This window comes from Vibrio sp. Vb0304, from assembly GCF_033338995.1.
Lineage (GTDB): Bacteria > Pseudomonadota > Gammaproteobacteria > Enterobacterales > Vibrionaceae > Vibrio > Vibrio alginolyticus.
Genome location: NZ_JAWOTT010000004.1, coordinates 155573 through 169777, shown reverse-complemented (window position 1 = coordinate 169777; position 14205 = coordinate 155573). Strand labels below are relative to the sequence as shown.

The 14205-nt window shown below is 44.9% G+C and carries 12 protein-coding genes; 4 read left to right on the top strand and 8 right to left on the bottom strand.

What is annotated here, in order from left to right:
* Positions 1 to 444: 444 nt before the first annotated feature.
* From yacG to nadC, 8 genes are all read right to left on the bottom strand, one after another.
* Entirely contained in the window at positions 445 to 639 is a 195-nt protein-coding gene (yacG, locus tag R7P35_RS08740) for a DNA gyrase inhibitor YacG (RefSeq protein ID WP_017635922.1), read from the bottom strand.
* Between the two features lie 158 nt (positions 640 to 797).
* Complete coding sequence (gene zapD / locus R7P35_RS08735) at positions 798 to 1538, bottom strand: cell division protein ZapD (RefSeq protein WP_136976639.1); 741 nt, start codon at positions 1536 to 1538, stop codon at positions 798 to 800.
* A gap of 27 nt (positions 1539 to 1565) precedes the next feature.
* The gene (gene coaE, locus R7P35_RS08730; RefSeq protein ID WP_213904896.1) at positions 1566 to 2180 is read right to left on the bottom strand and encodes a dephospho-CoA kinase; all 615 of its coding nucleotides are present in this window, start codon (positions 2178 to 2180) and stop codon (positions 1566 to 1568) included.
* A complete protein-coding gene (locus R7P35_RS08725) occupies positions 2181 to 3050 on the bottom strand; it encodes a prepilin peptidase (RefSeq protein ID WP_136976640.1) in 870 nt (289 codons plus the stop codon).
* Between the two features lie 64 nt (positions 3051 to 3114).
* Positions 3115 to 4338, bottom strand: coding sequence for a type II secretion system F family protein (locus R7P35_RS08720; RefSeq protein WP_005385411.1), 1224 nt, complete (start codon positions 4336 to 4338; stop codon positions 3115 to 3117).
* 23 nt (positions 4339 to 4361) lie between these two features.
* Positions 4362 to 6047 carry a type IV-A pilus assembly ATPase PilB gene (gene pilB / locus R7P35_RS08715; RefSeq protein WP_136976641.1) on the bottom strand — a complete coding sequence of 562 codons (1686 nt, stop codon included), beginning with the start codon at positions 6045 to 6047 and terminating at the stop codon, positions 4362 to 4364.
* A gap of 3 nt (positions 6048 to 6050) precedes the next feature.
* Positions 6051 to 6500: a pilin gene (locus R7P35_RS08710; protein ID WP_054574816.1), complete on the bottom strand. Its 450-nt coding sequence runs from the start codon at positions 6498 to 6500 to the stop codon at positions 6051 to 6053.
* 261 nt (positions 6501 to 6761) lie between these two features.
* A complete protein-coding gene (gene nadC / locus R7P35_RS08705) occupies positions 6762 to 7649 on the bottom strand; it encodes a carboxylating nicotinate-nucleotide diphosphorylase (RefSeq protein WP_005386616.1) in 888 nt (295 codons plus the stop codon).
* A gap of 92 nt (positions 7650 to 7741) precedes the next feature.
* Here nadC and ampD point away from each other — a divergent pair, with 92 nt between their 5' ends.
* From ampD to aceF, 4 genes are all read left to right on the top strand, one after another.
* The gene (ampD, locus tag R7P35_RS08700) at positions 7742 to 8293 is read left to right on the top strand and encodes a 1,6-anhydro-N-acetylmuramyl-L-alanine amidase AmpD (RefSeq protein WP_042521337.1); all 552 of its coding nucleotides are present in this window, start codon (positions 7742 to 7744) and stop codon (positions 8291 to 8293) included.
* 405 nt (positions 8294 to 8698) lie between these two features.
* On the top strand, positions 8699 to 9466 hold the full coding sequence (gene pdhR, locus R7P35_RS08695; RefSeq protein WP_005379989.1) for a pyruvate dehydrogenase complex transcriptional repressor PdhR: 768 nt from the start codon (positions 8699 to 8701) through the stop codon (positions 9464 to 9466).
* A 48-nt stretch (positions 9467 to 9514) separates the two neighbouring features.
* Complete coding sequence (aceE, locus tag R7P35_RS08690) at positions 9515 to 12178, top strand: pyruvate dehydrogenase (acetyl-transferring), homodimeric type (protein WP_005379990.1); 2664 nt, start codon at positions 9515 to 9517, stop codon at positions 12176 to 12178.
* A gap of 19 nt (positions 12179 to 12197) precedes the next feature.
* Positions 12198 to 14090, top strand: a complete 1893-nt coding sequence (gene aceF / locus R7P35_RS08685) for a pyruvate dehydrogenase complex dihydrolipoyllysine-residue acetyltransferase (protein WP_005396678.1) — start codon at positions 12198 to 12200, stop codon at positions 14088 to 14090.
* The last annotated feature ends 115 nt before the right edge of the window (positions 14091 to 14205 follow it).

Here is a 14205-nt window from a genome sequence, read left to right as displayed (position 1 = left end):
GAGTACCGTGGTTAAAATTCGTCATTCTGGACAGCGACGAAGGAGCGTGATTCAGAATCTACTAGTCGAGCATGCAATTGTTTACGTTGTTAGCTTCATCCTTGCTATGAGTAGATTCCTGATGCCGCTATGGCTCCTCGGAATGACAGGAAATGATGGTCAAAGATTATAGAGTACCGTGGTTAAAATTCGTCATTCTGGACAGCGACGAAGGAGCGTGATTCAGAATCTACTAGTCGAGCATGCAAGTGTTTAAGTTGTTAGCTTCATCCTTACTGTGAGTAGATTCCTGATGTCGCTATGGCTCCTCGGAATGACGGAAAATGATGGTCAAAGATTATATAGCACTGAGGTTCAAATTCGTCATTCTGGACAGCGACGAAGGAGCGTGATTCAGATTCCCCAAGAAGGAACCTAGGGTATTCCTTTACCCTAGGTCTCAATTTAATACTGGTCTTCAGACCAGCCATCACTATCGGACATATCGGGTGCGCCTGGGATGGTGTTTTCTTCATCTGCCCATTCACCAAAATCAATCATTTGGCATTGTTTACTGCAGAAAGGGCGATGAGGACTTTGTTCTCCCCATTCTACGTCGGCGCCACATTGTGGACATTGAACGATGGTAACTTTAGACATAGTTGAGCGTCCCATTACTAATTGGTGTTAAAGGGTAGTATACCTAAACGAATTAAAGATGGCTTATTCAACGCGCTATTGCTGCTACGAAATTTTATCAAATATAAGCGCAATAAAGCGTTGAATTTTAGATTATGGAGGCGAGGCGTAGTGTCGTCTTAGCTGCACACAGCAAGTTCAAATTCAATATCTTGTGTGCACGCTTGACCGTTTTCAAACGACATGAACTTGATCGCAAAGCGGTTTTTATGGCCTGAAATCATAGGATACACGCCATATTCCATTGGGATGTGAAGTCTTAGAATGTTGGCTTCATCAGCGTCACTTTGGAAGAAACCTGCACGACCGATTTGAGCTTTGAAATGTCCGGTCTCTCTAGTGAGCTTTAACCATAACGAAAGCGCATCAGATAAGGGCTTTAAGCTTGCTTGCCACTGTTGTGCATCACGCTTTTTACGTTCAATAGGTAGATGAAGCCAGTAGTGTAATGCTGGCAGATCAAAACAGCATGAACCACCCGGTAGATTAAAGCGTTGACGGATAGAGCTTAGGAAGCGATCTTCTTTTAATGCTTGGCCAAAACGTTCAGCACCCATTAGTTGGCTATGAACGACATCTATCTCTTTTAGTAGGGTATTTAATGCGTCTTGATCGACACCATCAACATTGAGCCAATGGCGGTACGACAGCCGCTGCTTCTCAAGATCTTTAGCCAGTTCACTTTTCAGTTGGATTTGTTCGAAGATCTCAACCATATCGAATAACGCACGGAAAAACAGTTGATACTGATGATTTTCGCTAAACCCAGAGGCCAAGTGAGCCTGACGCAGCAGAGACTCCACTCTTAGATAAATACGAGTTTTCTCATTTAACGGATGTTCAAATTTGTGCGTGGTCATCGACATAAGCCTTTGTGAGTTTCGTTCCTATTTTCGCAGATTTTTCTTACACATGGCTAGGTACTTTTCGTGCAAATCTGTGATTTGAAGCAAAAGATCAGGGTCACTTGGATTATTCTTAACCACATCGTCTGCAAGCGCGAGCCTTTGCTCTTTTGATGCTTGAGAGGCAAGGATGGCGCGAACTTGATCTTCACTCACATTGTCTCGTTTCATCGTGCGAGATATCTGTGTATTCGGTTCTACATCGACGACAAGAACGCGATCACACAAACTATCTAGCTTGTTTTCTACGAGCAACGGCACCACAAGTAACGCATACTCTGAAGTGACTTGCTGCAAATCTTCGATCATCTTTTCACGAATTATCGGGTGCAACAGTGCGTTGAGCCATGCTTTTTCATCTGAATTCGAAAAGATTTTTTCTCTCAGCTTTGCGCGATCTAAAGTTTGGTCTTCACGAACGATATCGTGACCAAAGTGTTCAATAATCGCGTTTAGGCCGGGAGTACCTGGCTCGACAACTTCTCTTGCTACAATGTCGGCATCGACGATATCGATTTTAAATTGTTGTTTGAACAGATTCGCGACGGTTGTTTTTCCACTAGCGATACCACCTGTTAAACCAATAACCAAAGCCATTTACACTCCTAGAACTGAAGTAAAGTACCAGTTTAAAATCTGGTCGCCCCAAATTAAGCTTATCCAACCAGCAATTGCTAAGTAAGGACCGAAAGGAAAAGCTTTTTCAATTCCCTGTTTTTGCAAGCGTAGTTGAATGATGCCAAATGCGATGCCAACCACAGAAGAAAGTAGAATGATCATCGGCAGTGACTGCCAGCCCAGCCAAGCCCCTAGTGCTGCTAGTAGTTTAAAATCACCATATCCCATTCCTTCTTTACCAGTAAGTAGCTTAAAGCCCCAGTAAACGGACCAGAGACATAGGTAACCAGCAATAGCACCAATGACAGAATCTTGTAGAGTAACAGGACTTATTTCGACTAATGCTAAGGCAATGCCAGCCCAAGTTAATGGTAATGTTAATTGGTCAGGTAACAACATAGTATCGAGATCGATAAATGTTGCGGCGATTAAGATAAAAGTGAAAAAGAGTAGGGCAACGGTAAAGTAACTAAAACCAAAGTGGTAAGCGACAAAGCCTGAGCAGAACGCAGTGAGCAGTTCAATCAGTGGATAGCGTGCGCTAATGGCTGTCTGACAGTTGTGGCATTTGCCTTTTAAAAGCAGCCAGCTAATCACAGGGATGTTGTCTCGAATACGTATCGGCGTTGCGCACTTCTGACAGGAGGAGCGTGGGACGCTCAAGGTCAGCACTTCTTTAGGAGGTTCTATTTTGTATTCAGGAAATGACTCTGCACATTCGCGTCGCCATTCTAGTTCCATGATTTTAGGTAGTCGATAAATAACCACATTGAGGAAGCTACCCACGATCAGACCGAAGATGGTGGCAAACACAACGAATAGCCAAGGGTAGTACTGGAATACTTCCATATTTGTCTCTTGAGCGATGAGTGAAATCAGCAAGATGCTGTTTTAAAGGAATTAACAGCTCATTCTAGCCCAATACACTCATTAAGTTAAAGATTGGCAAGTACATTGCTGTCACTAATCCGCCAACAACGATACCTAAAAATACGATAATTAGTGGCTCTAGAATTTTACTAAGGTTGTCGACGGTGTTGTCGACTTCAAACTCGTAGATTGTTGCAACTTTATTGAGCATATCGTCAAGTCGACCAGACTCTTCACCAATCATAACCATTTGTAACACCAATTCAGGGAACACATTACAGTTGCGCATGGCTACATACATTGGCATACCTGCGGCGGTATCACGGTACACTTCTTCTATGGCGAGCTGATAATGTAAGTTTCCTGAGGTTTTTGATGTGGTTTTTAAACTGGTTAGAATTGGAATACCCGCTGTAAAGCTTGTGGCGAGTGTTCGACTAAATTTGGCGATAGCGGCTTTTGATAATACAGGGCCCAGAACAGGAAATTTAAGCACAGAGCGGTTGAGCATTAAGCGAAAAGAATCTGAACGTTTAGAGAGGATTCTCGCCGAGATGAATAAACTCATGGAGCCTAGTGCGATAAACGGACTCCAGTTTTGTGTCCAGACGGAAAGATCTAATACTTGCCTGGTAAACCAAGGTAAATCAGCACCAAAACCAACAAACATTTTTTCAAACTCGGGAATGACTTTGGTGAGCATGATAAACGACACACCTAACGCGACTAGCACTACCATAGCTGGGTAAATCAGTGCTTTGATCACTTTCGCACGGAGTTGTTCATTTTTTTCTCGGTAGGTGGCTAAGCGCTCGAACACTTCTGCTAAGTTACCGGATTGCTCACCTGTGGCGATAAGATCGGTATAGAGTGGGTCAAAGTGTTCACTTGCAGTGCGCATGGCTTTTGACATGGGCGTCCCCGCTTCAACGGCGCGTGTCACGCTCATCAAAATGGATTTCATCTCTGCTTTTTTGTGATTTTCTGAGACCAATTTTAAAGCTTGAACTAAGGGTACACCGGTTATCAACATCGTCGAAATCTGACGGGTAAACACCGTGATGTCTCTGCCTTTCACGCGATGGCTGAGTTTAGTGAGAAACGAGATACTGCTTTTCTTTAACTTCTTGATCTTGATGTGCTGTGCGTCTAGACGCTCGCGTACTTCAATTTCCGTCATCGCGAGGGTTTGTCCAGACGTCTTTTTGCCTGAACTGTTGATGCCTTTCCAGCGGAAGTTTTTAAGTTGTGGTGTAGTGCTTTTCATGGATGTGACTGCTGATTAAAGGATTAAAAATAAAGTACGCGCTGTAGTTCACTAAAACTTGTGATCCCTTGTTTGAGTTTTTCTATGCCCGACATTTGTAACGTGCTCATACCATTTGCGATGGCGAGTTTTTCTAGTTCATGTACCGAGGCGCCTTTAATAAGCGCTTCGGAAAGAAATTCATCAAAGCGCATCACTTCATAAATCCCCGTTCGGCCGGAATAACCATGGGTACACTCATTACATCCATCGGGATTGGCTTTAAAAATGTTGTCGCTTGCTTGAATTCCAAGGTGTTGTAGCTGAACGGTAAGCTCTTGTGATTGTTTACAGTGCGAGCACAGTTTACGGGCCAAGCGCTGGGCAATAATCAAACTAAGAGATGAGGCCAAGTTAAAGCTTTCTACGCCCATGTTTGATAAACGAATAACCGTTTCAGCAGCAGAATTGGTATGTAAGGTTGAAAGTACTAAGTGACCGGTTTGCGATGCTTTTATAGCGATTTCGGCGGTGTCTAAGTCACGAATCTCACCGACCATTACCACATCCGGGTCTTGACGTAAGAAAGAGCGCAGGGCTTCGGCAAAACCAAAACCAATCTTAGGCTGAACCTGAACTTGGTTAATGCCCGATAAGTTAATTTCTACTGGGTCTTCTGCCGTGGAAATATTGATTTCTGGCTTATTGAGGATACTTAGCCCAGTGTATAGAGAAACGGTTTTACCGCTCCCTGTTGGGCCTGTCATCAGAATCATGCCTTGTGGGCGACGCAGCGCATCCAAGTACAATTGTTTTTGTTGTTCGCTATAACCAAGCTTGTCGATATCCAATGACGCAGAGCTGCTGTCGAGCAGTCGTAGTACAATTTTCTCTCCAAATAGAGTAGGCAGCGTGGATACACGCATATCAATTGCGGTGTCTTGATTCAACTTGAGCTTAATACGCCCATCTTGTGGTAAACGTCGCTCTGCAATATCAAGCTTAGAGAGGATTTTGATACGAGCGGATAAGCGGCGACTTAAGTGGCTTGGTGGCTGCTGTGTTTCAATTAAGATGCCATCACAGCGTAGGCGCACGCGGTACATCTTTTCATAAGGCTCAAAGTGGATATCGGATGCGCCTTTGCGCACAGCGTCCAATAGAATTTGGTTGATGTAACGGCTAACAGGAGACTCATCTTGGCTCAAGTCTTCAATGTTGTCGATTTCATCTGCGCCCACGTCAACCAGATTGGCTAACTCTTCTTGGTTGATCTCTTTTAACCCGGACTTCTCATGACTCAATGAACGACCATACAAGCGTCGAATTGCCGCGCTGAGTTGACTAAAATCCCCCAAGACCAATTCAACCTGTAAACCAGTGGCAAAGCGAAAATCATCTTCTGCTTGTTGGTTGGTGGGGTCGGCAACGGCGAGTAATAACGTTGAAGACGTACGCTGGAGTGGGAGTGCGTTATGCCGTGTGATTAATTCCCTAAGGCCAAGTTGCTGACAAAGCGAAGCATACTCGTACTGAGATAACTCGGGCTGATTTAAACCAAAGAGAGAACTTAAGTGCTCAGCGAGTTCGCTTGACGTGAAGAATCCAGAACTGAGTAAAGCTTCCGGCATCGAAATGCCAGAAGCTTTGACTTGCTCTATTAACGATTCTTCTTGGGAAAACGTCAGTAACCCTTTTTGGCGAAGAGCCGTGGATAGGTTGGTTAACATATTCTATAAATTAGCATCCTTAGAACATGATTTTGGAAGTAGTTTAGCATCTAGGGTGGCTTTACATGTCCATGTACCACCAGCCGCTCTGTTTAGTGCTATTTTTGCATTATTTACGTCAGGGCTATTTCCAGAACCGGCAAAAGTTAACAGGATGTTGCTATTGGCGTCATCAAAAGTTATTGCACCATTGTTTGGCTGAATCACTCCTAAGTCAGTTGTTAGCTGGCCAGCAGTTGTACCATCAGGAAAACTACCATTTGTAACAATGTAATCTTCAACATTAGTTCGTACTGAGGTTATTGTTGCTAGTCCAGCCCCCAACTCTGACTTGGCCACATAGTTTTGGTATTGAGGGATAGCAATCGCTGCTAAAACACCAATAACGGCCACCACAATCATTAATTCAATCAGAGTAAAACCCTGTTGTTCTTTATGTTTACTGTTTTTCATTTTTAACCCTTTCTTAAAAATTAATAATGCTCTTGCATTGGCGAAAGATTATGGAGAGTTAAGGTGGGTTGAAAATGGGGAAGGGATGGGCTCTCGAGTGAGATAAAACTCTTTGGTGAAAAGTTGCATATCGCATGCAGAGTTTTGCGAGTAGTACTATTTTTTAGTGGATAAAAAGAAAGGGCCAATTGGCCCTTTTAAATGATGAGTTACTCACAACTCACTGAGTTAGTTGAAGTAATTGAGATTGTGTTGCTTTTATTATTTGAAGCGCATCGAAAGATCCATCGCTTTTAAATGCTTAGTCAACGCGCCTACCGAAATGTAATCGACACCGGTTTCTGCGTATTCTGCGATGGTCTCTAGCGTAATGTTGCCGGAGTTTTCTAAAGCGGCACGACCTGCGTTAATCGCTACGGCTTCACGCATCATTTCTTTTGTGAAGTTATCGAGCATGATGATGTCGGCACCAGCCTCTATCGCTTGTTTCAACTCTTCTAAGCTTTCCGTTTCTACTTCTACTGGTTTGCCTGGGTTAAGCTCTTTCGCTTTTTGGATGGCTTGAGTGATGCCACCACAAGCAATAATGTGGTTTTCTTTAATGAGGTAAGCGTCGAACACGCCGATGCGATGGTTAAAGCCACCACCACACGTCACGGCGTATTTTAGTGCGCTACGCAGACCAGGAATGGTTTTGCGTGTGTCTAGTAGACGACACTCAGTATGCGCGATTTTTTCAGCGTACTCTGCGGTAACTGTTGCGCAGCCAGACAACGTTTGGATGAAATTCATTGCGTTACGCTCACCAGTTAACAAGTCACGAGCAGGGCCTGTCAGCGTGCAAAGGGTTTGGTTAGGTTCGACTTTATCTCCGTCCTTTACGTGCCATTCAATGCTGACCTTGCCACCGAGCTGTTTAAAAACTTCATCAGCCCATGCTTGACCACAGAACACACCATGCTCACGAGTAATAATCGTTGCGGCATTAACCGCATCGGCAGGGATCAAAGATGCAGTAATGTCGTTATCTGCGTCGACACTGCCACCTAGATCTTCTTTTAAGGTATCAGCGACAGAGCGAGTGATCTCTAAAGGGAGTTGTTGTTTAAGGTATTCTAGGCGTTCTTGAATGTTGTGTGTGTTCTTCATCGCAAATCTTGTCTTGAAAGGGAGATGGCAACGAATGATACTCTCCGGTGTCAATAATTTCAGCAGTTAATTTGCAAAGTAGAGAGGTTGATATGCGCCCAATTATCGAGAATGGCTGGCTGACACAGGCAAAGCATGTTCCGTCACCATTTTTTGATGCCCGCTCTGATATAAACGACATCTCTCTGCTGGTGGTACACAACATCAGTTTGCCTCCTGGGCAGTTTGGTGGACCATATATAGAGGACTTCTTCACTGGCAAGCTAGACCCAAATGAACATCCATTTTTTGAAGTTATTCACAAAATGGGCGTTTCTGCACATTGCTTGATTAAAAGAAACGGCGAGGTTGTTCAATTTGTTTCTTTTCTTGATAGAGCATGGCATGCCGGTCAATCCAGTTTCGCGGGCAGGGAGCGTTGTAATGACTATTCCATTGGTATCGAGCTTGAAGGGACAGAATTTACTGCCTACACAGAAGCGCAATATCAATCACTTGCAGAGATCACTGAGGTGATTATGCAGTCTTATCCTCAAATCACCCCGCCACGAATTACCGGTCATCAATATATTGCGCCCTTGAGAAAAAGCGATCCTGGTCTAAGCTTTGATTGGGTGAAATATAGACTGCTTATACAGCGTTGATTTGTAGCGAAAGTGTAAATTCAAAAAAGCGAAATAAATAAGGCATACGATCAGGTATGCCTTTTTTTGATACCAGAAATATTAATGATTGTTAAAAGTTAACTACATTTTTACGCTCGCATATGCCGTTTTGGTGAATAAATAGACTGATAATTTTGTCATTTTCTGTATTTCTTTTCCAAAACTGCTAGCACGTCGACTTCCCATTTGTATGCTTTATGTAATTGGTCATACCAATTCTATTGCTGTTTTAACAGTCGATTGTTATCAGAGTGTTGGAAGTAAGCTCGTTCTATGATTTAGGTCAATTTTCGGCTGGACAGTGGCGTTTTAATTATGTTAATTTCTGCACCAACTTAAAATTGGTATTACCAATTACCTGCAAGAGTAGAAGAACAATAAATTATGGCTTATCAAAGGATTCGTCAGCCAAAACTCTCTGATGTTATAGAACAAGAGTTAGAAAGGTTGATAGTGGAAGGAACATTGTCTCCGGGGCAACAACTGCCTCCAGAGCGTGAACTGGCAAAACAGTTCGATGTGTCTCGTCCTTCAGTCCGAGAAGCCATTCAACGCTTGGAAGCGAAGCGTTTGTTGACTCGTCGCCAAGGTGGCGGAACATTCGTAAGTGAGAATATCTGGAAGAGCTTTTCAGATCCCTTGTTGAATTTGTTGTCTAGTCATTCTGAAACCCAGCTTGATGTGCTTGAGTCTCGTCATGCAATGGAAGGAATTTCAGCTTACTTTGCAGCTTTACGTGGTACCGAAGAAGATTTTGCGCGTATTCAAGGTTGCCTTGAACGCATTAGCCAAGAGCAAGCAAACAACGATATCGAAGCTGAATCTGCGGAAGTGATGCAATTTTTGATCGCTTTGACAGAAGCCGCGCACAACGTGGTTTTGTTGCACATTGTTCGAAGCTTAGCACCTTTGCTTGAGCAAAATATTCTACAAAATTTTAAATTACTACGTCGCCGCCCAGAAGCGGTCGAGAAAGTCAGTAAACACCGAGCCAATATCGTGGATGCGATTGTTTCTGGTCAGCCTGAAAAGGCGCGAGAAATGTCCCACTCGCACTTGGCTTACATCGAAGAAACATTGTTGGATTTGACTCGAGAAGAGTCTCGACGAGAGCGTTCTCTACGTCGAATTCAGCAGGGTAATGACTCGTAAGAGCGTTACTTAAATAAGTAGATCCAACCAACAGAAGGATAGATCGCCATGTCTGATATGAAGCATGACGTAGATGCACTGGAAACTCAAGAATGGCTACAAGCGCTTGAGTCAGTTGTACGTGAAGAAGGTCTAGAGCGTGCTCAATTCCTATTAGAGCAAGTTCTAGATAAAGCACGTCTAGACGGTGTTGATATGCCAACAGGTATCACAACTAACTACATCAACACGATTCCTGCAGACCAAGAACCAGCATACCCAGGTGACACAACACTTGAGCGTCGTATTCGCTCAATTATTCGTTGGAACGCTATCATGATCGTTCTACGTGCATCTAAGAAAGACCTAGAGCTAGGCGGCCACATGGCGTCTTTCCAGTCTTCTGCTGCGTTCTACGAGACATGTTTCAACCACTTCTTCCGTGCACCAAACGAGAAGGATGGTGGCGACCTAGTTTACTACCAAGGTCACATTTCACCAGGTATCTACTCACGTGCATTCGTTGAAGGTCGTCTAACTGAAGAGCAGCTAGACAACTTCCGTCAAGAAGTAGACGGCAAAGGTATTCCTTCATACCCGCACCCTAAACTGATGCCTGAATTCTGGCAGTTCCCGACAGTATCGATGGGCCTAGGTCCAATCGCTTCTATCTACCAAGCTCGTTTCCTTAAGTACCTAGAAGGCCGTGGTCTTAAAGATACTTCAGAGCAGCGCGTTTACGCGTTCCTAGGTGACGGTGAGATGGATGAGCCAGAATCACGTGGTGCTATCTCTTTTGCTGCGCGTGAGAAACTAGATAACCTATGCTTCCTAATCAACTGTAACCTACAGCGTCTAGATGGCCCTGTAATGGGTAACGGTAAGATCATTCAAGAACTTGAAGGTCTGTTCAAAGGTGCTGGTTGGAACGTAGTGAAAGTAATCTGGGGTAACAACTGGGATTCACTACTAGCTAAAGATACGACTGGTAAGCTTCTACAGCTTATGAATGAAACGATCGACGGCGACTACCAAACATTCAAATCAAAAGATGGCGCGTACGTACGTGAGCACTTCTTTGGTAAGTACCCAGAGACAGCTGCACTTGTTGCTGACATGACTGATGACGAAATCTTCGCACTTAAGCGTGGTGGTCACGAGTCTTCTAAGCTATACGCGGCATACAAAAACGCGGCAGAAACTAAAGGTCGTCCAACAGTAATCCTAGCTAAGACTGTTAAAGGTTACGGCATGGGTGAAGCGGCTGAAGGTAAGAACATCGCGCACCAAGTTAAGAAGATGGACATGACTCACGTACTACACCTACGTGATCGTCTAGGTCTTCAAGACATCCTAACTGACGAAGCAGTGAAAGAACTTCCGTACCTGAAACTTGAAGAAGGTTCAAAAGAGTACGAATACCTACACGCTCGTCGTAAAGCGCTACACGGCTACACGCCACAGCGTCTACCAAAATTCACTCAAGAATTCATCGTTCCTGAGCTAGAAGAATTCAAGCCACTACTAGAAGAACAGAAGCGTGATATCTCTTCTACTATGGCATTCGTACGTGCACTAAACGTTCTACTTAAGAACAAGAACATTGGTAAGAACATCGTTCCTATCATTGCTGACGAAGCACGTACATTCGGTATGGAAGGTCTGTTCCGTCAAATCGGTATCTACAACCCGCACGGCCAAACATACACACCAGAAGACCGTGGCGTTGTTTCTTACTACAAAGAAGCGACTTCAGGTCAGGTTCTACAAGAAGGTATCAACGAGCTAGGTGCTATGTCTTCATGGGTTGCTGCTGCGACTTCATACTCGACAAACGACCTACCAATGATTCCGTTCTACATCTACTACTCAATGTTCGGCTTCCAACGTGTTGGCGACATGGCGTGGATGGCTGGTGACCAACAAGCACGTGGTTTCCTACTAGGTGCAACTGCGGGTCGTACAACGTTGAACGGTGAAGGTCTACAGCACGAAGACGGCCACTCGCACATTTTGGCGGGTACGGTTCCTAACTGTATTTCTTACGACCCAACGTTCGCGTACGAAGTAGCTGTAATCATGCAAGACGGTATCCGTCGCATGTACGGTCCAGAACAAGAAAACGTGTTCTACTACCTAACGCTAATGAACGAAAACTACGCAATGCCAGCAATGCCAGAAGGCGCTGAAGAAGGCATCCGTAAAGGTATCTACAAGCTAGAAACTTACACGGGCGACAAAGCGAAAGTTCAGCTAATGAGCTCTGGTACTATCATGAATGAAGTACGTAAAGCAGCTCAAATCCTAAGCGAAGATTACGGTGTTGCTTCTGATGTTTACTCTGTAACGTCATTCAACGAACTAACTCGCGATGGCCAAGATGCAGAGCGTTTCAACATGCTTCACCCAGAAGCGGAAGCGAAAGTACCTTACATCCAAACAGTAATGGGTACTGAACCTGCTATCGCAGCAACTGACTACATGAAGAACTACGCAGAGCAGGTTCGTGCATACATTCCTGCTGAGTCTTTCAAAGTTCTTGGTACTGATGGCTTCGGTCGTTCAGACAGCCGTGAAAACCTACGTCGTCACTTCGAAGTGAACGCAGGTTACGTAGTAGTAGCAGCGCTAACTGAACTAGCGAAACGTGGCGAAGTTGATAAATCTGTAGTTGCAGAAGCAATTAAGAAATTCGACATCGACACAGAGAAAACAAACCCGCTATACGCTTAATTAAGAAGGTAGATAAGAAATGGCAATCGAAATTAATGTACCAGACATCGGTGCGGATGAGGTTGAAGTTACTGAGATTCTTGTAAGCGTTGGCGACAAGGTTGAAGAAGAGCAGTCTCTGATCACAGTTGAAGGCGATAAAGCTTCTATGGAAGTTCCTGCTTCTCAAGCGGGTATCGTTAAAGAAATCAAAGTTGCAGAAGGCGACAAGGTTTCTACTGGTTCTCTAATCATGATTTTCGAAGCCGAGGGTGCAGCTGACGCTGCACCTGCTCCTGCGGCAGAAGCAGCTCCAGCAGCAGCTCCAGCTCCAGCAGCAGCGGCAGAACTAAAAGAAGTTCACGTACCAGACATCGGTGGTGATGAAGTAGAAGTTACCGAAATCATGGTTGCCGTTGGCGACAGCATCGAAGAAGAGCAATCTCTTCTAACTGTTGAAGGCGACAAAGCTTCTATGGAAGTTCCAGCGCCATTCGCAGGTACTCTAAAAGAGATCAAAGTTGCAGCAGGCGATAAAGTATCGACTGGCTCACTTATCATGGTATTCGAAACAGCAGGTTCAGGCGCTCCAGCAGCACCAGCGGCAGCTGAAGCTCCTGCGGCAGCAGCTCCAGCAGCGTCTGCGGCAAAAGAAGTGAACGTTCCAGATATCGGCGGCGACGAAGTTGAAGTTACTGAGATCATGGTTGCGGTTGGCGACACAGTGGAAGAAGAGCAATCTCTAATCACTGTTGAAGGTGACAAAGCTTCTATGGAAGTTCCTGCACCATTCGCTGGCACAGTTAAAGAAATCAAGATTGCAGCTGGCGACAAAGTGTCTACTGGCTCACTAATCATGGTATTCGAAGTGGCGGGCGCAGCACCTGCTCCTGCAGCAGCTCCAGCTCAAGCGGCAGCACCTGCAGCTCCAGCTCCTAAAGCAGAAGCTCCAGCGGCAGCAGCTCCAGCAGCGACTGGCGATTTCAAAGAAAACGATGAGTACGCTCACGCGTCTCCAGTTGTTCGTCGTCTAGCGCGTGAATTTGGCGTTAATCTTTCTAAGGTTAAAGGTTCTGGTCGTAAGAGCCGTATCCTAAAAGAAGACGTTCAAGCTTACGTGAAAGATGCACTTAAGCGTCTTGAGTCTGGCGCAGGTGCAGCAGCATCTGGCAAAGGCGACGGCGCGGCTCTTGGTCTACTACCATGGCCAAAAGTGGACTTCAGCAAGTTTGGTGAGACAGAAGTTCAACCGCTATCTCGCATTAAGAAGATCTCTGGCGCAAACCTACACCGTAACTGGGTAATGATCCCGCACGTTACACAGTGGGATAACGCAGACATCACGGCTCTTGAAGCATTCCGTAAAGAGCAAAACGCGATTGAAGCGAAGAAAGACACTGGCATGAAGATCACACCACTTGTGTTCATCATGAAAGCGGTAGCTAAAGCGCTTGAAGCGTTCCCAGCGTTCAACTCTTCTCTATCAGAAGACGGTGAGAGCCTAATTCTGAAGAAATACGTGAATGTTGGTATCGCGGTAGATACACCAAACGGTCTAGTTGTTCCTGTATTTAAAGACGTGAACAAGAAAGGCATCTACGAGCTATCTGAAGAGCTAATGGCGGTTTCTAAGAAAGCACGTGCTGGTAAGCTAACTGCGGCTGACATGCAAGGTGGCTGTTTCACTATCTCTAGCCTAGGCGGTATCGGCGGTACAGCGTTTACTCCAATCGTAAACGCACCCGAAGTTGGTATCCTAGGTGTGTCTAAGTCAGAAATGAAACCGGTATGGAACGGTAAAGAGTTCGAACCGCGTCTACAACTTCCACTGTCTCTATCATACGACCACCGTGTGATCGATGGTGCTGAAGGTGCGCGCTTCATCACTTACCTAAACTCATGTCTATCTGACATTCGTCGTCTAGTTCTGTAATAGAAATTAGATGAATGAGAGGCGGCAACTTAGCCGCCTCTGCTAATCATAATTACCGACAATTTGGTTATCAGCCTTGCTTCGTTCAGGGTTTTCACAATCGAATTGTTGTCTA